Raw genomic sequence first — 22468 nt, 5'->3', positions numbered from 1 at the left:
CGTGACCGGCGCCGTCGTCGTCGCCGTCGCCGTCACTGCCGTCGCTGCCGTCGTCGCCGTCGCTGGCGTCGTCGATCATACCGTCCGGTCGACGACGGTGATATATAAGCGGTGAGGGCCGTCGAAGATGACCGGTTCGACCGAGCGTCCCGTTGTTCGAACGGAGTGCGATCGGCGGGTCGTTGCGTCAGCGGGGCTATCGCGGCGCGGTCCCGGAACGCTCCCGGTCGGCGGGCGGCTCCCGATCCGGAACCATCCGGGCGAGGACCTCGGGACGTCGCCGTTGGAGGGCCGCGCCGGCGACCGCGCCCGAGAAGGTCGCCAGCACGAACGCGGCGGCCAGCGGATACAACGCGACGGCGAGGGCAGTAACGGGGAGTGCCCCCAGTATCGCGATGGATCGCCAGGTGAGATCGCGGGGGATCGGCTGGGGACCGACGTAGGCCCCCCGGTGGGTCGTGAGTCGTGAATGCGGTCGTGATCGTGACATCGTTTCGTGGTCGGTGTCCTCTCGGCGCGAGTCCCTCGCGCCGTGGTTGCTGCTCGTTCGTCGGTCGGTTCGTTGTTGATTCGTCGTCGATTCCTCGTTCGCTCGCCGTCGTCGGCCGCATTTGCGCCGCCGAACGGATCGTGCGGACCGTATCCGCGGTCACGCCGGACGTGCTTCGTGGACGCCGACGATCCCGGTGAGATCCGAGAGCGTCGCGTCCGGTGCGAGCCGGACCGAGGCCTCGACCTCCACCATGAGGTCGTTGAGGCGGGGCTGGAGTCCGACGACATCGACGTCGAGGACCTCGATGTCGTCGTGGCGGGCGAGTCTGGATCGGACACCGGCGTGGAGGTCGCCCGCGGCGTCGCGAGGGACCTCCAACCGGAGCGCGACGTCGGTCGCGCGGCAGGTCATGGCTGCCATACGGACCCGGGAGGGAGTCGATTCCTCACCCGAGGCTCTGCCGCTTGAGCTACCGGGTCTGTGTCGAGGGACACGGGGGAGAGAAAGACGCGCTCGCTCCGACGGGCGGCCGCTCCCGCCCCCGCGTCCGGGTTACGCGGTGACGGTGTCGGTACGAGCGACGACCGTCCCGCGGATCCGAGCCCCGAGACTCTTCCAACCGGCGAGCATCGGGGTGGAGATGGGGACGGTCATGGGTGTCTGCTCGGCGGGTGTCCCGCCGAAGCGTATCCCCACAGATTCGTGTGTTCGACTTAATATTTTCTTGGTTATGTGTCGCAATGACAGACATCGAGTGCTGCCTCTCGCTTCCCCGCCGAGATACCGCTCCCGACTCTCCGCGGAGTTTTCGGACACACGGACGGCTCGCTGTGCTCGCCGTGTTGTGTGTCCGAAAACGTCCTGACGGAGTCCCACGCGAGCGGAGCGAGCGTGGGGCACGTCAGGTCGCGAACGCAGCGGCCGTCGAACGAAGTGAGACGGCCGCAAAGTGAGCGTCCTGACGGAGATTTGAACTCCGGTCCCTGGCTCCGCAAGCCAAGAGGATAGTCCACTACCCTACCAGGACTCGATTACATCTATCGCCGAGGTACTTAAGACGGTTACGGTCCGGCGGCCCCGTGTTCGGTGCTCCCATGGCGGCCCTCGTCGGTAGTTCGCCCCCCGCGAAACCGTCGGTACGGGCCGTGCAACGGTGTCTCCCTGGCTATTTATATACTCTTGCCCCGTCGTGAGAGGTATGTACCGCCGGAGTCTCCTCGCCACGACCGCCGCGGCCGCGGCCGCCGCCGTCGCCGCCGCCGGCTGTGTCGACGGCTCCGATGCCGGTGAGTCGGGGGACGATGGCCCCGACTCGGGATCCCCGAGCTCCGACTCTGCGAGCTCAGGCAGTTCCGACTCCAGCGGTTCCAACTCCACCGCGTCCGTTGTCGAGGTTGCGACGGAGCCGGAGCCCGAACACGTCGAGATCGACGAGGCGGACGCCGAGACAGTGGGCGAGGCCGTGATCGAGTTCACGAGCGACGCCGTCCACGTCGACGGGACGGTTCTCGGCGAGACGGGCTGTCACGGTGTCGCGCTCGCGGACGCAACCGTCACCGACGACCGGTTCCGTGTGGTCGTCGCCGCCGTCGACGACTCGGATCCCGAGGAGCTGTGTACGCAGGCGCTGACGGAAGTGGGCTACGCGGTCGATGCGGCTTTCGTCGACGGTGTCCCGGGATCGGTGACCGTCGTCCACGACGACGCCGATGGCCACGCGGTCGTCGCCACCGACTCCCCCGACGACGTGTGACTTGCGGGGGGCCAACGTTGTTCAAACGACGACTGAACGTTTTTGTACCGAACCGCCACCAACTCCCGTATGGCGAGGGAACTCACCGCGTCGCGAGCGGGACGGATCCGTCCCGCTGACGGCGCAAAAACGGCGCAAGGACAACGCTTATCCGCGAAGTCGACCACCCACGAGGTACGCGTATGGGAGCTATAGAGGACGTCTACGAGGACCTCGACACCGACGTCGAGTTCGAGGAGTTCGCGGCGGCAGTCGAGGATAAAGTCGAGCAGATGGGTGGCCTCGCCGACGAGGAGACGGCGGCGATGCTCATCGCCCACGAGCTGCGCGATGAGGAGGCGGACACCATCGCCGACATCGAACCCGGGATGAACGAGGTGAAGTTCATGGGAAAGGTGACCTCCATCGGCGAGGTCCGGACGTTCGAACGCGATGGCGAGGACGGCGAGGGACGGGTGTGTAACGTCGATGTCGCGGACGCCTCTGGTTCCGTTCGAGTCGCTCTTTGGGACGAAATGGCGGTCGGTGCTGAGGAGGAGCTGGAGGTCGGCGACGTCCTCCGGGTCATGGGTCGGCCCAAGGAGGGGTACAGCGGGCTCGAAGTGAGCGCGAACAAAGTCGAGACGGACGACGACGCCGAGGTCGATGTGCAGGTGCTCGACACCTACCGCGTGGAGGACCTGTCGCTCGGCGCGTCCGACGTCGATCTCGTCGGAAAAGTGCTTGACACCGACGCGGTCCGGACCTTCTCGCGCGACGACGGTTCCGAGGGTCAGGTGTCGAACCTCACCGTCGGCGACGAAACCGGCCGTGTCCGGGTCACCATGTGGGACGACAAAGCCGAGCTCGCCGAGGAGTTCGCGGCCGGCGAAGTCGTTGAGGTCGGCGACGGCTACGTCCGCGAGCGCGACGGCGACCTCGAGCTCCACGTCGGCGACCGTGGCACCGTCGAGCGCGTCGACGAGGACGTCGAGTACGTCCCGGAGACCACCGATATCGACGACGTGGAGATCGGAGAGACGGTCGACATCGCCGGTGGGGTCATCGAGACCGACCCCACGCGGACGTTCGACCGCGACGACGGTTCCGAGGGGCAGGTCCGCAACGTCCGTATCAAGGACGACACCGGAGAGATACGAGTAGCGTTGTGGGGTGATAAAGCGGACAAAGCGATCGACCTCGCCGACCGCGTCGTGTTCACCGACGTCGAGATCCAGGACGGCTGGCAGGACGACCTCGAGGCCTCCGCTAACTGGCGATCGACGGTGTCCGTCCTTGACGACACCCCGGGAGACGCGAGCGGGACGACCCCCGACGCCGCCGACACCGCTGGAACCGACGACTCCGACGGGACGGGCCTCGATGCCTTCGCCGGCGACGCCGATGCGTCCGGAGCCGGCACGTCCGGAGCCGACGCGGCCGGAAGCGATCCGGATGCGACGCCCGGTACTGGAAGCGGAAGCGCCGGAGAGGGCGCGTCGGGCTCCGCGGCGGCGGTGACGGCCGACTCCAGCGCAACCGAGTCCGTGGAGTTCACTGGGACCGTCGTCCAGACGGGTGACCCGGTCGTCCTCGACGACGGGCAGCGGACGAAACGCGTCGAGACGGACGCGAGCCTCCGTCTCGGCGAGGAGATCACGGTCCGCGGCCCGGAGCGGAACGGCGCGATACACGCGGAAGACGTGTTTTAACCTGCGGGCGTCGGCTCCGCAACCACACCGGGGGGTTCCCCCCCATCACTACCGGTCGTTCCGCCGTCCCGCCCTTGCTCTCGTCCGCCACGGAACGAACCCCTGAAGTGCCACGAGCCACCCGTTCGACCCCGCAAACGCGGTAACGGAAAGCGTTATACCCTGGACGGACGCGTCTGTGTGTATGAGTGTCGAGTTGCCGTTCGCGCCCGTCGACGCGATCATCCGGCGGAACGCCGGCGAGCTTCGCGTCAGCGCCGACGCGGCCGAGGAGCTCGCTCGGCGGATCCAGTCGCACGGGGCGGAGCTGGCGATCGACGCGGCCGAGCGTGCAACCGATGACGGCCGCAAGACCCTGATGGCGTCGGACTTCGGCGTTGAACAGGTGATCCCACGCGAGGAGCTTTCCTTGCCGGTCGCCCCCATCGACCGGATCGCGCGACTACGTATCAACGACCGATATCGGATCGGCGTCGACGCGCGGATCGCGCTGGCCGACATCCTCGAGGACTACGCCGACAACGTCGCGAGCGCCGCCGCGACGCTCGCCCGACACGCGGATCGACGCACCGTACAGGCCGAGGACATCGAGACGTACTTCGCGCTGTTCGAGTAGATGCGCTTCGGCTACAGCGAACGGTGTCTGGCCCACGACACGGGCGACCGCCATCCCGAGAACCCGGACCGGCTCCGGGCGATCCGTCGCGGGCTCGCCAAGCGGCACGGCGTCGAGTACACCGAGGCCGACCCCGCGAGTCGTGACGCCGTCACCGCCGTCCACGACGAGGGATACGTCGACGAGCTGGAGTCGTTCTGTGCGGACGGCGGCGGCAACTGGGACCCTGACACGGTCGCTGGCGAGGAGACGTGGGACGCCGCGCTGATGTCCGCCGGGCTCGCCCAGTGGGCGGCCGAAACCGCACTCGCTGGCGAGAACGGCCGCCGGACCCCGTTCTCCATCGGTCGCCCCCCCGGACACCACGCCGTTCCGGACGACGCGATGGGGTTCTGCTTTTTCAACAACGCGGCCGTCGCGGCGCAGTCGGTCATCGACGACGGGTTAGCGGATAGCGTCGCGATCTTCGACTGGGACGTACACCACGGCAACGGAACGCAGGACGTCTTCTACGACCGGGGCGACGTGTTCTACGCGTCGATCCACGAGGAGGGGCTGTATCCCGACACGGGCGACCTGCTGGAGACCGGGCAGGGGAGTGGCGAAGGGACGACCGCCAACCTCCCGCTCGCGGCCGGTGCCGGTGACGCAGACTACCGATACGCGGTCGAGGAGGCGATCGCACCCGCTATCGAACGCTTCGACCCGGACCTGCTCGTCGTCTCCGCCGGCTTCGACGCGCACCGACACGACCCGATCTCGCGGATGCGCGTCTCCTCCGAGGGGTACGCTCTGTTGACCGACCGGATGCGTGCGCTCGTCGACCGCCTCGACGCCGCCGCAGCGTACGTCCTCGAGGGAGGCTACGGGCTCGACACGCTCGCCGAAGGGGTGTCGATGGTCCACGAGACGTACGACGGCCGCTCCCCCGTCGTCGATGACGCCGAACCGGACGAACGGACCGAACAGCTGGTGGCGGAGCTCCGGACCGCGCTCGACCTCTGATCGATACTCGACGAGTCGAGTATGGGAGTAACACACAAGATAGTGGAGTCCGATCGACACGTATGCCCAGCAAACGGCTGTTCGGTACCGGTAGCGGACGAACCGCTCGTAGCGTAGCCACGACCGGCGCGTCCATCGGTGCGTCGATCGGCTCCCGTTTCGGTCCGGTCGGGGCAGGCGTCGCATCGGGGTTCGGCGGTGCGGTCGGCTATCTGATCGGGTCGAGTCTCGATGGCGTTACGCCGATACCCGACGGGGGACATCCCGTGAGTGCCGACGGGGGGCGCCCCGTGAACGACGATGGAGAACGCCCCGTGAGCGCGGACCGACGCGTCCCGACCTCCGACTCTACCGACCGGCGACGGGTGCCGGAATCGGAGCGCCCGGTGTCGATCGAGGTCGTCGAAGAATAGGCGACGAGCGGCACGTCCCGCTCGCCGGTTGGTGGCGACAGAATACACCCGGAGCGGGAGCTGAACCCGGAGGAGTTCACTCGCTCCGCTCGCCTCAGATTCAATTCCCTTCAATCTGGGTTCGTCGACGCCGAACTCGCTCGTCGCTACCGCTCCTCGATCATGGTCGGTGTCGACAGGAACGCCCGGAGCGGGATTTGAACCCGCGTCACGACCGTGACAGGGTCGTATGATGGGCCACTACACCATCCGGGCAGACAGCGACGCCAGCCCCGAAAACGGGGACGCCCGGAGCGGGATTTGAACCCGCGTCACGACCGTGACAGGGTCGTATGATGGGCCACTACACCATCCGGGCGCGTCGCATCAGTCCGTACCGGGGTCTGGCAAATAAGGCTTGCCATCGGCGGTGAGGATGGGTCGGTGTAACACTCCGGGCGGTACGTTTTTGTGTGCTACTCTCCACCGTGGAAACGACGACCGTTGCGGGTCGCCGTGAGCCGTGCGCGGCGGACTTGACAAACCTTATGCGGCTGGAGCCGCTATGCCGCTGTAGTATCTCGTGATAGCTTTTCCCCACCACCAGCACCCATGGTAGACGTAAGCCAACACGAACTCGTTCCGGATCACGTCCTGATCGATGATCCCGAGGAGATCGACGCGATCCTGGACGAGTACGACGTGAGAAAGACCAACCTGCCGAAGATCAAACGCACCGATCCTGCGACCCCGGATGATGCCGAAGTCGGGGACGTGGTGAAGATCGTCCGAAACTCCCGCACGACCGATCAGGCGGTCGTGTATCGACTCGTCGTCTCATGAACAGGCAAGACCGACGCGTGGTGTCACGCGAGTATTTCTCCGACGACCGGCTCGCCGAACACCACTTCCGATCGTTCAACAACTTCTTGGATCGCGGGATGCAGGAAGTCGTCGATGAGAAGGAGACCATCGAAACCGACATCGGCGACAAAGAGGGTCAAGAGCCCGTCTACGTCGAGCTCGGCGATGTCCGAATGGTCACGCCCCGCGTCCGCGAGGCCGACGGCTCCGAGGAACTGCTGTATCCCCAAGAGGCTCGACTCCGGAACATCACCTACTCCGCGCCGGTGTTCATGGAGATGTCCATCGTGCGCGGCGGCGAGGACGAGCCGGAGACCGTCGTCGACACGACGGAGACGAAGGTCGGCCGGATGCCGATCATGGTCGGCTCGAACAAGTGTAACATGGCCGATTTCTCCGACGAGGAGCTGATCGACATCGGCGAGGACCCGGTCGACCCCGGCGGCTACTTCATCGTCAACGGCTCCGAGCGCGTGCTCATGACGAGCGAGGACCTCGCGCCGAACAAGATCCTCGCGGAGTACGACTCGAAGTACGGCGACGAGATCCAGGTCGCCAAGACGTTCTCCCAGCGCCGCGGGTACCGCGCCCTGGTGCTGTGTGAGCGCAACCGGGAGGGACTCCTCGAGGTGTCGTTCCCCTCGGTGTCCGGCTCGATCGACTTCGTCACGCTGGTTCGCGCGCTCGGGCTCGAATCCGACGAAGAGATCGTCCACCGGGTCTCGGACGACCCGGAGATCGTGAAGTTCATGCTGGAGAACTTAGAGGAGGCGTCGGTGCAGACGACCGAGGAAGCCATCGAAACCCTCGGCGAGCGCGTCGCCTCCGGTCAGGGGAAGAACTACCAGCTGAAGCGGGCGAACTACGTCATCGATCGCTATCTCCTCCCGCACCTCCACGAGGAGGGCGTCGACGAGGAAGACGTTCGGATCAACAAGGCGTACTACCTCTGTCGGATGGCGGAGGCGTGCTTCGAGCTCGCCTTGGACCGCCGCGAGGCCGACGACAAGGACCACTACGCGAACAAGCGGCTGAAGGTCTCCGGGGACCTGATGCGTGATCTGTTCCGGACGGCCCTGAACAAGCTGGCACGTGACGTGAAGTACCAGCTCGAACGGGCGAACATGCGGAATCGACAGCTCACCGTCAACACGGTCGTTCGCTCGGACGTGCTGACGGAACGGCTTGAACACCCGATCGCGACGGGGAACTGGGTCGGCGGTCGCTCCGGCGTCTCCCAGCTCGTCGACCGAACGGACTACATGGGCGTGCTGTCTCACCTGCGACGTCTCCGGTCGCCGCTGTCTCGGTCACAGCCGCACTTCGAGGCGCGAGACCTCCACGCGACCCAGTGGGGTCGTATCTGTCCATCCGAGACGCCGGAGGGGCCGAACTGTGGGCTCGTGAAGAACTTCGCGCAGGCGATGGAGCTGTCACAGACGGTGGACGACGAACAGGGGCTGAAACGAGAACTGGCGTCGATGGGTGTCGAGGGGATCCCCGGCATCGAGGGCGTCGAACGACAGACGGCGGACGACTAATATGGCTCAAGCAGAACGCGAAGCGAAAGTGTACGTGAACGGCAGCCTCGTCGGGACCCATCCGGACCCGAACGAGCTCGCCGAGCAGATCCGCGAAGCGCGCCGTCGAGGCGACGTGAGCGAAATGGTGAACGTCTCGGTCAAAGACCGGACCCGGGAAGTGATCGTCAACGCGGACGCGGGACGCGCCCGTCGCCCGCTTATCGTGGTGGAGAACGGTGAACCGCTTCTCGGCGACGAAGAGATCGACGCCCTCGAACGCGGCGACGTCGAGTTCGAGGACCTCGTCGATCGCGGCTACGTCGAGTTCATCGACGCCGAGGAGGAGGAGGACATCCTCGTTGCCGTCGACGAAGAGGACGTCACCGACGACCACACGCACCTCGAGATCGACCCGCAGCTCGTGTTCGGTATCGGTGCCGGGATGATCCCGTACCCCGAACACAACGCGAGCCCGCGAATTACGATGGGTGCGGGGATGATGAAACAGTCGCTCGGGCTCCCCTCGGCGAACTATCGAATCCGACCGGACACACGTCAGCACCTGCTCCACTACCCGCAGCTGGCGATGGTGAAGACGCAGACGTCCGATCAGATCAGCTTCGACGAACGCCCCGCCGCACAGAACTTCGTCGTCGCCGTGATGTCCTACGAGGGGTTCAACATCGAGGACGCGCTGGTGATGAATCAGGGCTCCGTCGACCGCGCGCTCACCCGCTCGCACTTCTTCCGGACCTACGAGGGCGAGGAGCGTCGGTACCCCGGTGGTCAGGAGGACCGCTTCGAGATCCCAGCACAGGACGTCCGGGGCGCGCGTGGCGAGGACGCCTACACCCACCTCGACGAGGACGGCCTCGTCAACCCCGAAACGAAGGTGGACGAGTCCTCGGTGCTGTTAGGCAAGACCAGCCCGCCACGGTTCCTCGAGGAGCCGGACGACATGGGAGGTCTCTCCCCGCAGAAGCGGCGTGAGACCTCGGTGACGATGCGTTCTGGCGAATCCGGCGTCGTCGACACCGTGACCCTGATGGAGGGAGAGGACGGCTCCAAGCTCTCCAAGGTGAAGGTCCGGGACCAGCGGGTTCCCGAGCTCGGGGACAAGTTCGCGTCCCGACACGGCCAGAAGGGTGTCGTCGGCCACCTCGCGCCACAGGAGGACATGCCGTTCACCGAGGAGGGGGTCGTCCCCGACCTCGTGATGAACCCCCACGCCCTCCCGTCGCGGATGACGGTGGGGCACGTCCTGGAGATGCTCGGCGGCAAGGTCGGCTCGTTGCGCGGATCGCGGGTCGACGGGACGCCGTTCCAGGGTGAAGACGAGGAGGAGCTCCGGAGCGGATTGGAGGAGCACGGGTTCAAATCCTCCGGCAAGGAGGTCATGTACTCCGGCGTCACCGGCGAGAAGATCGACGCGGAGATCTTCGTCGGGACGATCTTCTACCACAAGCTGTACCACATGGTGTCGAACAAGCTCCACGCCCGTTCCCGCGGTCCGGTGCAGGTACTCACGCGCCAGCCGACCGAGGGGCGCGCCCGCGAGGGTGGGCTTCGTGTCGGGGAGATGGAGCGCGACACGATCATCGGCCACGGCGCGTCGATGGTGCTCAACGAGCGACTGCTCGAGTCCTCGGACGCGGAGACGGTACACGTCTCCGCGGAAACCGGGCTCGTCGCGGTCGAGGACCGCGAACAGCGCCGCGTGTACGACCCGGTGACGGGCGACGAGGACGACATCCACGAGCTCGAGGTGAGCTATGCGTTCAAACTCCTCCTCGACGAGATGATCGCCCTGGGTATTCGACCGAAACTGGAACTGGAGGACGCGATTTAAATGTCAATGCAAACACCGAAAGTGCTCGGCGGGATCGACTTCGGCCTCATGGACCCGGAGACGTACCGGGACATGTCGGCCACGAAGGTGATCACGGCGGACACGTACGACGACGACGGCTACCCGATAGACATGGGGTTGATGGACCCGCGACTGGGCGTTATCGACCCCGGGCTGGAGTGTCGGACCTGCGGCTCTCACTCCGGATCCTGTAACGGCCACTTCGGCCACATCGAGCTCGCCGCGCCCGTTATCCACGTCGGGTTCACGAAGCTCATTCGCCGGCTGCTCCGGTCCACGTGTCGCGAGTGCGGGAAGCTGGCGCTCACTGAAGCGGAGCGCGACGAGTTCCGCGACCGGCTCGAACGGGCCGAGGAGCTCGGCGAGGACCCCCACGACGTCCTGAAGGCGGCCGTTCGACAGGCCCGGAAGGCGTCGACGTGCCCGTACTGCGGTGAGCCGCAGGCGGACATCAAACACGAGAAGCCGACGACGTACTACGAGGTCCAGGACGTGCTCTCGGGTGATTATTCCGAGCATATCGCGGCCGCGATGCAGCCCGACGAGGAGGAGGACGACCCCGGTACCTCCCCGCAGGAGCTCGCGGACGAGACCGGGATCGCGCTCGACCGGATCAACGAGATCATGGCCGGCGAGTTCCGCCCGCGGAAGGAGGACCGACGCGCCATCGAGACGGCGCTCGACGTCGACCTCACCGAGGAGGACATGAACAAGCTCATGCCCTCCGACATCCGCGACTGGTTCGAGGACATCCCGGACGAGGACCTCGAAGTGCTCGGTATCGACGCCGAACACTCCCGTCCCGAATGGATGATCCTGACGGTGCTCCCGGTACCACCGGTGACGACGCGACCGTCGATCACGCTGGACAACGGCCAGCGCTCCGAGGACGACCTCACGCACAAACTCGTCGACATCATCCGCATCAACCAACGGTTCATGGAGAACCGCGAGGCGGGTGCACCCCAGCTCATCATCGAGGACCTCTGGGAGCTGCTCCAGTACCACGTCACCACGTTCGTCGACAACGAGATAAGCGGGACCCCGCCGGCGCGACACCGCTCCGGCCGCCCGCTCAAAACCCTCAGCCAGCGGCTGAAGGGGAAGGAGGGCCGGTTCCGCGGCTCGCTTTCCGGGAAGCGCGTCAACTTCTCGGCCCGGACCGTCATCTCGCCGGACCCGACGCTCTCGTTGAACGAAGTCGGCGTTCCCGACCGGGTCGCGAAGGAGATGACCCAGACGCTCAACGTCACCGAGCGCAACGCCGAGGAGGCCCGCCAGTACGTCCGGAACGGACCCGAGGCACATCCGGGCGCGAACTACGTGCGTCGTCCCGACGGTCGACGCCTGAAGGTGACCGAGAAGAACTGCGAGGAGCTCGCCGAGAAGGTCGAGCCCGGCTGGGAGGTCAACCGACACCTCGTGGACGGGGACATCGTGATCTTCAACCGACAACCGTCGCTCCACCGGATGTCGATCATGGCCCACGAAGTGGTCGTGATGCCGTACAAGACGTTCCGGCTCAACACCGTCGTCTGCCCGCCGTATAACGCCGACTTCGACGGCGACGAGATGAACATGCACGCGCTCCAGAACGAGGAGGCCCGCGCGGAGGCGCGCGTCCTCATGCGCGTCCAAGAGCAGATCCTCAGCCCCCGGTTCGGCGGGAACATCATCGGCGCGATCCAGGACCACATCTCCGGGACGTACCTGCTCACGCACTCGAACCCGCAGTTCACCGAAACGCAGGCGCTCGACCTGCTCCGTGCGACGCGGGTCGACGAGCTGCCCGAGCCGGACGGTGTCGACGATGACGGCCGCGACTACTGGACCGGCCGGACGTTGTTCTCCGAGCTGCTTCCGAACGACCTCTCGCTGGAGTTCACCTCCTCGACGGGCGACGCCGTCGTCATCGAGAACGGACAGCTGGTGGAGGGGACGATCGACGAGGACGCCGTCGGCGCGTTCGGCGGCGAGGTCGTCGACACGCTCACCAAGGAGTACGGCGAGACGCGTGCGCGCGTCTTCATCAACGAGATCGCGTCGCTCGCGATGCGCGCGATCATGCACTTCGGCTTCTCGATCGGGATCGACGACGAATCGATCCCGCCGGCGGCCGAGCAGCAGGTCGACGAGGCGATCGGTAGCGCCTACGAGCGCGTCAACGAGCTGATCGAAACGTACCGTGCCGGCGAGCTCGAATCGCTGCCGGGCCGCAGCGTCGACGAGACGCTGGAGATGAAGATCATGCAGACGCTCGGGAAGGCCCGCGACTCCGCCGGTGAGATCGCCGATCAGCACTTCGGCGACGACAACCCGGCGGTCGTGATGGCCCGCTCCGGTGCGCGTGGGTCGATGCTGAACCTCACGCAGATGGCCGGTTCGGTCGGTCAGCAGGCGGTTCGCGGTGAGCGGATCAACCGCGGGTACGAGGACCGGACGCTCGCTCACTACAAACCGAACGACCTCTCCGCGGAGGCCCACGGCTTCGTGGAGAACTCCTACCGTGGCGGATTGACGCCCGAGGAGTTCTTCTTCCACGCGATGGGCGGCCGCGAGGGGCTGGTCGACACGGCGGTCCGGACGTCGAAGTCCGGCTACCTCCAGCGCCGGCTCATCAACGCGCTCTCCGAGCTCGAAGCGCAATATGACGGGACGGTTCGGGACACCTCCGGCCGCATCGTCCAGTTCGAGTTCGGCGAGGACGGCACTTCGCCGATCAAGGTGTCCTCCGGCGAGGGTGACGGGATCGACGTCGACGGCATCGCCGACCGCGTCATCGGTGCGGAGTTCGACTCCGCCGAGGAGAAGGAGCGGTTCCTCGGCGAGCGCGCCCCGCCGACGAACCTCTCGGAGCACGCCGGTCCAGGGTTGAACAAGGCGGAGGAGCTGGGGGTGGAATCCGATGACTGAGTACGACCACGTCACCGACGACATGGAGGCCGTAGTGGAGTCGACGGAGCTCCCCTCCCGGCTGAAGACGCAGGTATACGAGACGCTCGAAGCGAAGGCCGAGGAGCACGGCGGCGTCACGATCGAGCAGGCGACCGACATCGCCACCGGCGTCGAGAACCGCTATATCGAGACGCGCGTCGACCCGCTAGAGCCCGTCGGCACCGTTTCGGCACAGTCCATCGGTGAGCCGGGAACCCAGATGACGATGAACACCTTCCACTACGCCGGCGTCGCGGAGATCGACGTCACGCAGGGGCTCCCACGACTTATCGAGCTCGTGGACGCCCGGAAGACCCCGGACACGCCGATGATGACGGTTCACCTCGAGGGCGAGTATGCGACCGATCGCGAGAAAGCCCACGAGGTCGTCTGGTCGATCGAGTCGACGCGGATCCTCGCGCTCGGCGACGTCTCGACGAACGTCGCGGACATGCTCGTCCGGATCGACCTCAACGACGACACGCTGTTGGAGCGGTGGCCGACCCACTCCGACGCCACCGAGGTCGCCGAGATCATCGCGGAGACGATCGAGGACGCGCTCGGTGTCGACACCCGTCAGGCGGGTACCGTCATCGAGTTCGGCCCCAACGAGCCGAGCTACCGCGAGCTGCTCCAGCTCGTTGAGCGGCTCCGTGAGATCGTGTTCAAGGGGATCGAGGAAGTCGAACGCGTCGTCATCCGGAAGGAAGAGCTGGAAGAGGGCGAGGAGTTCGTCCTCTACACCGAGGGGTCCGCCTTCGGCGACGCCCTCGAGATCGAGGGGGTCGACGCCTCGCGGACGACGTGTAACAACATCCACGAGATCTACCGCAACCTCGGGGTCGAGGCCGCTCGCGAGACGATCATCGACGAGACGAAGAACACGCTCGAAGAGCAGGGGCTCGACGACGTGAACGTCCGCCACCTCATGCTCGTCGCCGACATCATGACGAACAACGGCGAGATCGAGTCGATCGGCCGGCACGGTATCTCCGGCTCGAAGGACTCGGTGCTCGCTCGGGCGGCGTTCGAGGTGACGGTGAACCACCTCCTCGACGCGGCGGTTCACGGCGAGTACGACGAGCTCGACGGCGTCATCGAGAACGTCATCGCCGGGAAACCGATATCGATCGGGACCGGCGACGTCGACCTCCGGATGGGGTCGCGCGTCGTGAACGACGACGCGGCTACCGACGGCGGCGAAAACCGATCCGACTGATGCGCGTCGAGCTCTCCGACGAGGCACGGCGGTACATCGGTCGATTCGACGAGCTGACCGACGTCGCGCCGAAGGACTGCCTCGTGGAGGGCGAACGGCTCGTCTTCCTGATCCCGGCGGGCGAGATGGCGGCAGCGATCGGACAGGCCGGGGAGACGGTCGAGGAGGTCGAGCGTCGCCTCGGCAAGTCGGTCGACCTCGTCGAGGACGCCGAGACGCCCGAGGCGTTCGTCGCGAGCGCGCTTGCACCGGCGGCGGTCAACGCCGTGACCGTCTCCGAACAGAACGACCGGGTCGCGTACGTGGAAGTGCCCGAACCGGATCGCGGGGTCGCGATCGGCGCGGAGGGCCGGAACATCGAGACGGCCAGAACGTTGGCGAAGCGACATCACGACATCGACGACGTCCAGCTTACCTGACCGCGTTCGTTCTCTCCCGGCCGCATCCGTTTCGTGTGCTCTCGTGATCCATACGGGGGTGGGTTTTTGCCGTTCAGTCGCTTGGAGCCGACATGGACAGACGACGGTTCCTCGCGTCCCTCGGTCTGATGTCGACGGTCACGCTCGCCGGCTGTGGGGACGTCCTCGACGGTGAACCCGCCGGCCCGTTTCCGAACGCGGACTGGCGAGACGGCGACGGCCTCGATGTCGAGACGCTCGCGACCAGCCACATCGATGCCGCCGTCGACGCCGGCGGGGTCACCCTCTACTCGACCGCACGGACCGGCCACGACGGGGAGTCGGAGCCGAGCCCGTGGCTCCCGGATCAGACGTACGAGTCCCGCTACGACCTCGCGAACGAACGGCAGCTCCTCAGACAGGCGGTGACCGAGAGCGACGAGACGGAGGTCACGGAGCTGTACGTCACGCCGGAGGAGGCGCTGTTCCGCGAGCAGCTCGGCTCGGAGGTGACGTACGATCGTCAGCCGCTCGACGGGTCGGCGGGCACTACCGAAGAGACGATGCGAGTGGACGCGTTGGTCGGGATTCGCGTCCCACAGGGGTCCGCGGGGGACGACGTGGTGTACGAGGGGTTAGAGAACTGGGAGCCGACGTTCGAGGCGTCGGTCGACGTCGACGACGAACCCGCGGCGCGGTTCGCCGCCGACTCCTTCGACGGGAGTCGGCCCGTCCCCGCCACCGTCGAGACCGCCTCGGCCACGGTGGACATCCTCGAATCCGGATTCGTCCCGCGAATCGAACAGCGCTGGGAGGGCTCCCACGACGGGACGACCGCGAGCGTCGACGTCGATATCGAGTACCGCGACCGCGGCGTGTCGGTGTCCGAACCGGACTGGGTCGAGGAGGCGCGCACCGAAACGACCGACTGACCCGTTCAGCGGCGTCACCGCCAACGACGGGCTCTTACGCCCCCTTATCGACTCAACGTCGATATCTGCCGCTCGTTTCGATCAAAGAAACCGCCTCAGATCGGCGGAGAGGTGCCGTTCGACGGATCTGCGCCCGTTTCTCGACCTGGAAAGACGACGCTTAAGTAGCTCCGTTCGGAAGTGGATGTACGATGGCGAACGGCAAATATGCCGCCCGCAAGCTCAAACAGGACCGGCAGAAACGCCGCTGGTCCGACTCCGAGTACGCTCGGCGAGAGCGCGGGCTCAAGAAGAAGTCCGATCCCCTCGAGGGTGCCCCGCAGGCGCGAGGCATCGTCCTCGAGAAGGTCGGTATCGAGGCGAAGCAACCGAACTCGGCGATCCGGAAGTGCGTCCGGGTACAGCTGATCAAGAACGGAAAGCAGGTCACCGCGTTCTGTCCCGGCGACGGCGCGATCTCGTTCATCGACGAGCACGACGAGGTCACGATCGCCGGTATCGGCGGCGCGAAGGGTCGCGCGATGGGCGACCTCTCCGGCGTCAACTACAAAGTCGAGAAGGTCAACGGCGTATCGATGATCGAACTGGTTCGCGGTAACGCGGAGAAACCGGTCCGATGAGCGGGGAAGAAGCCGAGATCGACGAGGAGTCGGTCGCCGCCGATGAACCCGACCCGGACGCGCCCGCGGCCAGCAAGACCGCCAACGAGAACGCCCAGCTGTTCGGCGTCTGGGATGTCACCGAGATCTCCTACGCTGACCCTTCGACGAAACGCTACATGACCGTGACGCCCATCGCTCACACGATGGGTCGCCACGCGTCCAAGCAGTTCAAGAAGTCGGAGATCTCCCTGGTCGAGCGGCTGATCAACCGCCTGATGCAGACCGAGGAGAACACCGGTAAGAAACAGCAGGCGACGCGGATCGTCCGTGACGCCTTCGACATCGTTCACGAGCGCACCGAGGAGAACCCGGTGCAGGTGCTCGTGACCGCCGTCGAGAACGCCGCCCCCCGTGAGGAGACCGTCCGCCTGAAGTACGGTGGTATCTCGGTCCCCAAGGCGGTCGACGTCGCGCCCCAGCGCCGCGTCGACCAGGCGTTGTTGTTCATCTCGGACGGCGTCGCCAACGCGACGTACAAGTCCACCACGTCCGCCGCCGAGGCGCTCGCACAGGAGCTCATCGGCGCGGCCGACTACGACGTGCAGACGTACTCCATCTCGCAGAAAGAGGAGCGCGAGCGCGTCGCCGCCGCCGCCCGCTGATCCCGGCCGAACGACGCCCGATCCGCGGTCAACGGTTTTCGAACCCGGTCGGTTTTCCCCGTGACGCGACCGGCTCTCAGACGATCCCGACCAGCAGCTGGACGAGCAACAGCCCGACCGACAGCGCCACGCCACCGACGACGCCGAGCCACAGCCCGAGCCCGACTGCGGACGTCTCCGCCGCGAGCTCGTCGAGCCGGTCCTCGACGCCGTCCGGCGAGTCGGTGTAACCCAGTGTCGCCTCCGCACAGTACGCACAGAGGGCGTGCGTCTCTCGCGGCCGCTCGTGTGTCTCCCGACAGAAGGGGATCCCGTCGCAGGTGTACGTCTCAACTCCCACGCCGACGGGCACGGCGTCCGCGGGGATCACCTCCTCGCCGCAGCTGGCGCAGGTGACGACCTCGTACTCGACGTCACCGTGAGGAGTGACCGCGGATCGGGTTCGTGACTGTGCCATCGCTACCCGTCCTTCGGGGCTGAGCGATAAAAAACGCTGTCGTCGGGTCGGACTCGGACTCTCAGTCGTCGGCGGGGGCCGCGCCGGAGCCGCCGTCGTGCTGCTGTTTGACCCACGAGAGCTTGCCGCCGGACGCGAGGATCTCGCGCTCGCGTTCGGAGGCGTCGAGATCGGCCGTGAACTCCCACTCGTCGTTGACGCTCACGGTGAACTCCTCTTGGCCGGAGCGGACACCGGCCGGCACGTCGTCGACGACCTGGATGTCGTCACCCTGGTCGATCTTCTCGTACGTCTCCGCGTCGATCGCGAGCGGGACGATACCGAAGTTGAACAGGTTCGCCTTGTGGATGCGGGCGAAGCTCTGCGCGAACACCGCCTCGATACCGAGGTACATCGGACAGAGGGCGGCGTGCTCCCGCGAGGAGCCCTGTCCGTAGTTCTCGCCGGCCACGAGGACGCCGCCGTCGGCGTCGAGCGAGCGCTGCGCGAACGTGTCGTCGACGCGCGAGAGCGTGAACTCGGAGAGCTTCTCGATGTTCGAACGGAACTTCAGGATGTCCGCCGTCGCCGGGATGATGTGGTCGGTGGTGATGTTGTCCTCCATCTTGAGGAGCGCCTCACCGCCGATATCGGCGTCGATACCGTCCTTAAGCGGCACGTCGCCGATGTTCGGGCCCTTGACGAGACCGTCGTCGATCGCCTCGTCGGGCGAGATGATGTCCGAGTCGGACTCACCCATGCCGGGGCCGTACTTCGTCCCCATCTCCAAGCCGGGCGCTTCGAGGTCGCCGAGGTCGTCGGCGAGGTCGCGCGGGTCAACGATCTTACCGGTGATGGCCGCAGCGGTCGCGACCTCGGGCGAGCAGAGGAAGACGGAGTCGTCCTCGATGCCGGAGCGACCCTCGAAGTTGCGGTTGAACGTCCGCAGTGAGACGGAGTCGGAAGCGGGCACGTGACCGATGCCGATACACGCGCCACACGTCGCCTCGGAGAAGTTGACGCCGGCCGCCATCATCTCCGCGGTCCAGCCCTCACGGGCCAGCATCTCGGAGGCCTGCTTGGAACCGGGTGCGACGATCATCTCGGTTCCCTTGGAGACCTCGCGGCCCTCCAGCATCTTCGCGCTGGGGAGGATGTCCTCGTACGCGCCGTTCGTACAGGAGCCGATGATGACCTGCTCGACGTCGGTCCCCTCGTACTCGCTGACGGGGGCGACGTTGTCGGGCATCGACGGGGCAGCCACGAGCGGTTCGAGGTCGGCCAGATCGACCTCGATCGTCTCAGCGTACTCCGCGTCGTCGTCGGGCTGGAGGTCGACGTACTCCTCCTCGCGGTGCTGGCGCGCGAGCCAGTCTTTCGTTTTCTCGTCGGTCGCGAAGATCGAGGAGGTCGCGCCGAGCTCCGTCCCGAGATTCGTGATCGTCGTTCGCTCGGGGATCGAGAGGTTCTCCGCACCGGGGCCGGTGTACTCGAAGATCTTGCCGACGCCGCCTTTCACGGTCAGCTCGCCGAGCAGGTGGAGCGCGATGTCTTTCGCGGTCGCCCACTCGGGGAGCTCGCCCTCGAGGTGGACGTTGACGACCTCGGGCATCTCGACGTAGTAGGGGCCACCGCCCATGGCGACGGCGATGTCGAGGCCACCCGCGCCGATCGCGAGCTGGCCGAGGCCGCCGGGCGTCGGCGTATGCGAGTCGGAGCCGAGCAGCGTCTTGCCGGGCGCGGCGAAGTTCTCTTTGTGGACCTGATGACAGATACCGTTGCCGGGCCGGGAGAAGTACGCGCCGTAGGTACCGGCCGCGGAGCGGAGGAATCGGTGGTCGTCCGTGTTCTTGAAGTCGAACTGGTACGTCTGGTGGTCACAGTACTGCGCGGCGAGCTCCGTCTGGACCTCGTCGAGGTCGAGTGCTTCGAACTGGAGCCACACCATCGTGCCGGTCGTGTCCTGCGTGAGGACCTGGTCGATCTCGATGCCGATCTCCTCGCCGGGCGTCAGCTCGCCCTCGACGAGATGGTCATCGAGGATCTTCTCGGTAATCGTTTGTCCCATATCAGCCGGAGATGGCTGTCCCGAGAATATAAAACCCGCGAGTGATCCGCCACATCGACCATGTGGAACCGATAGACGCGGAGATTTTTGGTGGAACCCGACCGTGTTGACACGCAACGTGGGTGTGACGATCCTCCCACCGATCCCGGTCCGTCGACACCGTTTTGTCGATGCCCGCGCTCCGATACCGCATGTTCGAATCCGGATCGGCTGTGGCACGGGCGCTCGAAACGGCGGGCGCATCGCTCACGGACGCGCAACGACAGCCGAACGGGGTGGACCTCACCGTCGACGCGGTGTTCGAAGGGACGGGACGTGGACGGATCGGTCGGGAAGGGAAGTCCGTCGCTGACCGTCGCGAGCTGGATCCGGTCGACGATGCCTATCGGCTCGATCCCGGAACGTACGTCGTCCGATACGGTGAGCAGGTCCGGATCCCGGACGGTCGGATCGGTTTCGTACTTCCCCGGTCGACGCTGCTCCGGAACGCCTGTACGCTCGACACCGCCGTCTGGGACGCGGGGTACGAGGGTGTCGGCGAGGGTCGACTCGACGTCGGTACCCCGATCGACATCGAACCCGGCGCGCGGATCGCGCAGCTCGTCCTCGCCCGTGCGGAACACGACGGGACGTACGACGGCGAGTACCAGGGCGAAGGGATCTGAACGACGTCTCTCGTGTGCCGACAGGGCCGTCGCTCACTGGTTCAAAGGAACGAACGGCCCGGCGTGCCGGGAAAAGGTGGCACGCCGAGCCGTTCAGTAGGTCCCCGCTGACGCTTCGGCCCTCCAAGCGAAGCGTCACCTGAACGCAGAAGCGCGACCCACTTAACGGTGCCGGGGGCGGCAGAGATAGCGTATCAACACTCCTGCTGTGGTTATTAATCAGTCAGTTTCCCGACCGACGTGCGGGGTGGTCCGCACGGAGGCGGCGCTGTCCCTCGCCGAGGAGTCGTTCACGGAGCGTGTCGCCCGGACGGTCGTCGCCCGCCGGCGGCACGAGCCCCCGCTCGCGAAGTTCGGGAACGACGAGATCGACGAAGTCGGTGAGCGTGTCGGGGCGGACGACCTCCTTGACGTTGAACCCGTGGACGCCGACCTCCTCGTGCCAGTACTGGAGCTCGTCGGCGACGACCTCCGGCGTTCCCACCACCGTCGGTGACGTCGTCCCGAGCCCGCAGAACTCCGCCACCTCGCGGACGGTCCAGCTCCGGTCCGGCTGTGACTTCGTGAACGCGTTCATCGTCCCCTGGATCGCGTCGGTTTCGATGTGTTCGACCTGCTGATCCGGATCGAGCTCGGAGAGGTCCATGTCGAGGAACCCCGAGAGGAGCGCGAGCGTTCCCTCGACGTCCACGTGGCGGGTGTACTCGTCCCGTTTCGCCTCCGCGATCGCCTGTGTCTCCCCGACGATCGGGACGACCCCGATGAAAAACCGGAGGCTCTCGGGGTCCCGACCGTACGCCTCCGCACGGGAGCGAACGTCTTCCATGTACTCGCGGACGCCTTCCTCGGTCGGCTGGCTCGCGAACACCGCCTCAGCGTTGGCGGCGGCGAACTCCCGCCCCCGGTCCGAGGAGCCCGCCTGATACACGACCGGGGTCCGCTGCGGGGAGGGCTCACAGCCGTGCGGCCCGGGCACCGAGAAGTGCTCGCCCTCGTGACCGATCCCATGGACCTTTTCCGGGTCCGTGTACCGGTTCGCCTCCCGGTCGCGCACGACCGCGTCGTCCTCCCAGGAGTCCTCCCAGAGCGCGTAACAGACGTCGAGGAACTCGTCGGCGCGGTCGTACCGCGTCTCCTTGTCCATCCGCTCGTCGAGCCCGAGGTTCTCGGCCGCCGACTGGAGATAGGAGGTGACGACGTTGATCGCGATCCGGCCGTCGGTGAGGTGATCGAGCGTCGAGAACTCTCGGGCGAGCTGGTACGGGTGGGTGTACGTCGTCGACCGCGTTACGGCGAACCCGAGCTCCTCGGTCGCGGCAGCCATCGCCGGAACCACCAGCTGCGGGTCGTTCGCCGGGGTCTGGATCGCCCGTTCGACGGCGACGTCACGGTCGCCGCCGTACACGTCGTAGACGCCGCGAACGTCCGCGAAGAACACCGCATCGAACCCGCCGCGCTCGGCGGTCCGGGCGATCTCCGTCCAGTAGTCGGTGTCGGTGTACTCCGTCGAGCGGTCGCCCGGGTACGTCCACGACCCCGGTGAGACGTGTTCGACGGAGTTCATCGTGAAGAGGTTGAGGTGAAGCCGGTCGGTCATACACCCGATACGGCTTCGAGAGGTAATACCCCGAAGAAAGTGGCGGCACTTGTCGGCGTCACGGACACGGCGTCTTCACGGACCCGCTTCCCGCGGTGCGGCCTTCTCTGTCGTCGGCGGTTCCGACGATCAGGTCGTGAATGGTTCTCTCTCTCTCTCGGCCGCCGAGGGTCCCACCTCTACGTCGTCAGCGGCTCGGTTCCGGAGACGTACGCGGCGAGATCGGAGGTGGTGATGATCCCGATGGGTGTTCCGTCGGCGTCGACGACCGGGACGTGGTGGAATCCCCGATCGACCATCGTCGCGGCGACGTCCGCCACGCTGTCCTGTGCTCCCGCCGTCACCGGGTCCGTCGTCATGTACCGTTCGACGGTCGTCTCCGCTTTCGGCTGGCTCTTGGCGACGATCTCTACGAAGTCCGTCGTCGTGAGGATCCCGACGAGACGCCCGCCCTCGACGACCAGCGCGGAGCTGATGTCGTTGTCGAGGAGGATTCCCGCGGCGTCCTCGACCAACGTGTCCGGCGTCACCGTGTGGAGGTCGGTCGTCATCAGCCGAGCGACGAAGACGTCTTCTATCTCGTCCATACGCGGGGATCCCGCTGTCGGCGTATAAGCGTTCTCACGACGGTTGCCGGGGACCGCTCACGAGAACCGCGAGAGCCCCGACTGCCGTCGCGGGCCGCCACGCTCCGGCTCCGCGACCCACGCGCTGTGCTCGTCGCGAAGCCGGTCACGGTCGTCGGTCG

Annotated in this window: 21 protein-coding genes and 3 tRNA genes; 15 read left to right on the top strand and 9 right to left on the bottom strand. The window is 66.3% G+C overall.

From position 1 onward, the window contains the following. Positions 1-196: 196 nt before the first annotated feature. The 3 genes from ACFQEU_RS03075 to ACFQEU_RS03065 form a co-directional block, all read right to left on the bottom strand. Complete coding sequence (locus ACFQEU_RS03075) at positions 197-490, bottom strand: hypothetical protein (protein WP_379779177.1); 294 nt, start codon at positions 488-490, stop codon at positions 197-199. Positions 491-649: 159 nt separating this feature from the next. After that, complete coding sequence (locus tag ACFQEU_RS03070) at positions 650-913, bottom strand: hypothetical protein (protein WP_379779175.1); 264 nt, start codon at positions 911-913, stop codon at positions 650-652. Positions 914-1447: 534 nt separating this feature from the next. Continuing rightward, a tRNA-Arg gene (locus ACFQEU_RS03065) sits at positions 1448-1520 on the bottom strand. Positions 1521-1691: 171 nt separating this feature from the next. On the opposite strand from ACFQEU_RS03065, the gene ACFQEU_RS03060 reads away from it, so the two are divergent. The 5 genes from ACFQEU_RS03060 to ACFQEU_RS03040 all read left to right on the top strand — a co-directional run bounded on the left by ACFQEU_RS03060 (position 1692) and on the right by ACFQEU_RS03040 (position 5971). Continuing rightward, positions 1692-2246 carry a hypothetical protein gene (locus ACFQEU_RS03060; RefSeq protein WP_379779173.1) on the top strand — a complete coding sequence of 185 codons (555 nt, stop codon included), beginning with the start codon at positions 1692-1694 and terminating at the stop codon, positions 2244-2246. A 182-nt stretch (positions 2247-2428) separates the two neighbouring features. Further along, positions 2429-3937 carry a single-stranded DNA binding protein gene (locus tag ACFQEU_RS03055; RefSeq protein ID WP_379779171.1) on the top strand — a complete coding sequence of 503 codons (1509 nt, stop codon included), beginning with the start codon at positions 2429-2431 and terminating at the stop codon, positions 3935-3937. 184 nt (positions 3938-4121) lie between these two features. Further along, positions 4122-4553: a histone gene (locus tag ACFQEU_RS03050; RefSeq protein ID WP_379779169.1), complete on the top strand. Its 432-nt coding sequence runs from the start codon at positions 4122-4124 to the stop codon at positions 4551-4553. Further along, positions 4554-5558 (top strand): histone deacetylase family protein, encoded by a 1005-nt coding sequence (locus ACFQEU_RS03045; RefSeq protein WP_379779167.1) that lies wholly within the window; start codon positions 4554-4556, stop codon positions 5556-5558. Between the two features lie 62 nt (positions 5559-5620). Continuing rightward, the gene (locus ACFQEU_RS03040; protein ID WP_379779165.1) at positions 5621-5971 is read left to right on the top strand and encodes a hypothetical protein; all 351 of its coding nucleotides are present in this window, start codon (positions 5621-5623) and stop codon (positions 5969-5971) included. A gap of 182 nt (positions 5972-6153) precedes the next feature. Here the strand turns inward: ACFQEU_RS03040 and ACFQEU_RS03035 are convergent. Together ACFQEU_RS03035 and ACFQEU_RS03030 are read right to left on the bottom strand one after the other, a co-directional pair. Then, positions 6154-6226, bottom strand: a tRNA-Asp gene (locus ACFQEU_RS03035). A 30-nt stretch (positions 6227-6256) separates the two neighbouring features. Then, positions 6257-6329: transfer RNA gene (locus ACFQEU_RS03030), tRNA-Asp, on the bottom strand. A gap of 233 nt (positions 6330-6562) precedes the next feature. Here ACFQEU_RS03030 and ACFQEU_RS03025 point away from each other — a divergent pair. From ACFQEU_RS03025 to ACFQEU_RS02985, 9 genes are all read left to right on the top strand, one after another. After that, complete coding sequence (locus ACFQEU_RS03025) at positions 6563-6793, top strand: DNA-directed RNA polymerase subunit H (RefSeq protein WP_379779163.1); 231 nt, start codon at positions 6563-6565, stop codon at positions 6791-6793. Next, positions 6790-8355, top strand: a complete 1566-nt coding sequence (locus ACFQEU_RS03020) for a DNA-directed RNA polymerase subunit B'' (protein ID WP_379779161.1) — start codon at positions 6790-6792, stop codon at positions 8353-8355. Before ACFQEU_RS03025 ends, ACFQEU_RS03020 begins: the two co-directional genes overlap by 4 nt. Before the next feature lies 1 nt (position 8356). Then, positions 8357-10186 carry a DNA-directed RNA polymerase subunit B gene (gene rpoB / locus ACFQEU_RS03015; protein WP_379779159.1) on the top strand — a complete coding sequence of 610 codons (1830 nt, stop codon included), beginning with the start codon at positions 8357-8359 and terminating at the stop codon, positions 10184-10186. Between the two features lie 6 nt (positions 10187-10192). Further along, a complete protein-coding gene (locus tag ACFQEU_RS03010; RefSeq protein WP_379779157.1) occupies positions 10193-13120 on the top strand; it encodes a DNA-directed RNA polymerase subunit A' in 2928 nt (975 codons plus the stop codon). Next, positions 13113-14360 carry a DNA-directed RNA polymerase subunit A'' gene (gene rpoA2, locus ACFQEU_RS03005; RefSeq protein ID WP_379779155.1) on the top strand — a complete coding sequence of 416 codons (1248 nt, stop codon included), beginning with the start codon at positions 13113-13115 and terminating at the stop codon, positions 14358-14360. The genes ACFQEU_RS03010 and rpoA2 overlap by 8 nt, the downstream gene beginning before the upstream one ends. Further along, positions 14360-14779 carry a NusA-like transcription termination signal-binding factor gene (locus ACFQEU_RS03000; protein ID WP_379779153.1) on the top strand — a complete coding sequence of 140 codons (420 nt, stop codon included), beginning with the start codon at positions 14360-14362 and terminating at the stop codon, positions 14777-14779. The genes rpoA2 and ACFQEU_RS03000 overlap by 1 nt, the downstream gene beginning before the upstream one ends. A 92-nt stretch (positions 14780-14871) precedes the next feature. Further along, the gene (locus ACFQEU_RS02995) at positions 14872-15690 is read left to right on the top strand and encodes a hypothetical protein (RefSeq protein ID WP_379779151.1); all 819 of its coding nucleotides are present in this window, start codon (positions 14872-14874) and stop codon (positions 15688-15690) included. A gap of 191 nt (positions 15691-15881) precedes the next feature. Further along, positions 15882-16310 carry a 30S ribosomal protein S12 gene (locus ACFQEU_RS02990; RefSeq protein ID WP_004048726.1) on the top strand — a complete coding sequence of 143 codons (429 nt, stop codon included), beginning with the start codon at positions 15882-15884 and terminating at the stop codon, positions 16308-16310. After that, on the top strand, positions 16307-16954 hold the full coding sequence (locus ACFQEU_RS02985) for a 30S ribosomal protein S7 (protein WP_379779149.1): 648 nt from the start codon (positions 16307-16309) through the stop codon (positions 16952-16954). The genes ACFQEU_RS02990 and ACFQEU_RS02985 overlap by 4 nt, the downstream gene beginning before the upstream one ends. A 76-nt stretch (positions 16955-17030) precedes the next feature. Here ACFQEU_RS02985 and ACFQEU_RS02980 read toward each other — a convergent pair whose 3' ends face one another. Together ACFQEU_RS02980 and ACFQEU_RS02975 are read right to left on the bottom strand one after the other, a co-directional pair. Beyond that, positions 17031-17411 (bottom strand): hypothetical protein, encoded by a 381-nt coding sequence (locus ACFQEU_RS02980; protein ID WP_379779147.1) that lies wholly within the window; start codon positions 17409-17411, stop codon positions 17031-17033. Between the two features lie 61 nt (positions 17412-17472). After that, positions 17473-19458 (bottom strand): aconitate hydratase, encoded by a 1986-nt coding sequence (locus tag ACFQEU_RS02975; RefSeq protein WP_379779145.1) that lies wholly within the window; start codon positions 19456-19458, stop codon positions 17473-17475. A gap of 191 nt (positions 19459-19649) precedes the next feature. Here ACFQEU_RS02975 and ACFQEU_RS02970 point away from each other — a divergent pair, with 191 nt between their 5' ends. After that, a complete protein-coding gene (locus ACFQEU_RS02970) occupies positions 19650-20123 on the top strand; it encodes a deoxyuridine 5'-triphosphate nucleotidohydrolase (protein WP_379779143.1) in 474 nt (157 codons plus the stop codon). Positions 20124-20346: 223 nt separating this feature from the next. Here ACFQEU_RS02970 and ACFQEU_RS02965 read toward each other — a convergent pair whose 3' ends face one another. Continuing rightward, the gene (locus tag ACFQEU_RS02965; protein ID WP_379779141.1) at positions 20347-21720 is read right to left on the bottom strand and encodes an LLM class flavin-dependent oxidoreductase; all 1374 of its coding nucleotides are present in this window, start codon (positions 21718-21720) and stop codon (positions 20347-20349) included. A 179-nt stretch (positions 21721-21899) separates the two neighbouring features. Beyond that, positions 21900-22307 (bottom strand): CBS domain-containing protein, encoded by a 408-nt coding sequence (locus ACFQEU_RS02960; protein WP_379779139.1) that lies wholly within the window; start codon positions 22305-22307, stop codon positions 21900-21902. Positions 22308-22468: the final 161 nt, after the last annotated feature.

This window comes from Halorubrum tibetense (assembly GCF_042661865.1).
Classification (GTDB): Archaea; Halobacteriota; Halobacteria; order Halobacteriales; family Haloferacaceae; genus Halorubrum; species Halorubrum tibetense.
Note: the sequence above shows the minus strand (reverse complement) of the source record. Positions and strands in the feature narration are given on the sequence as shown.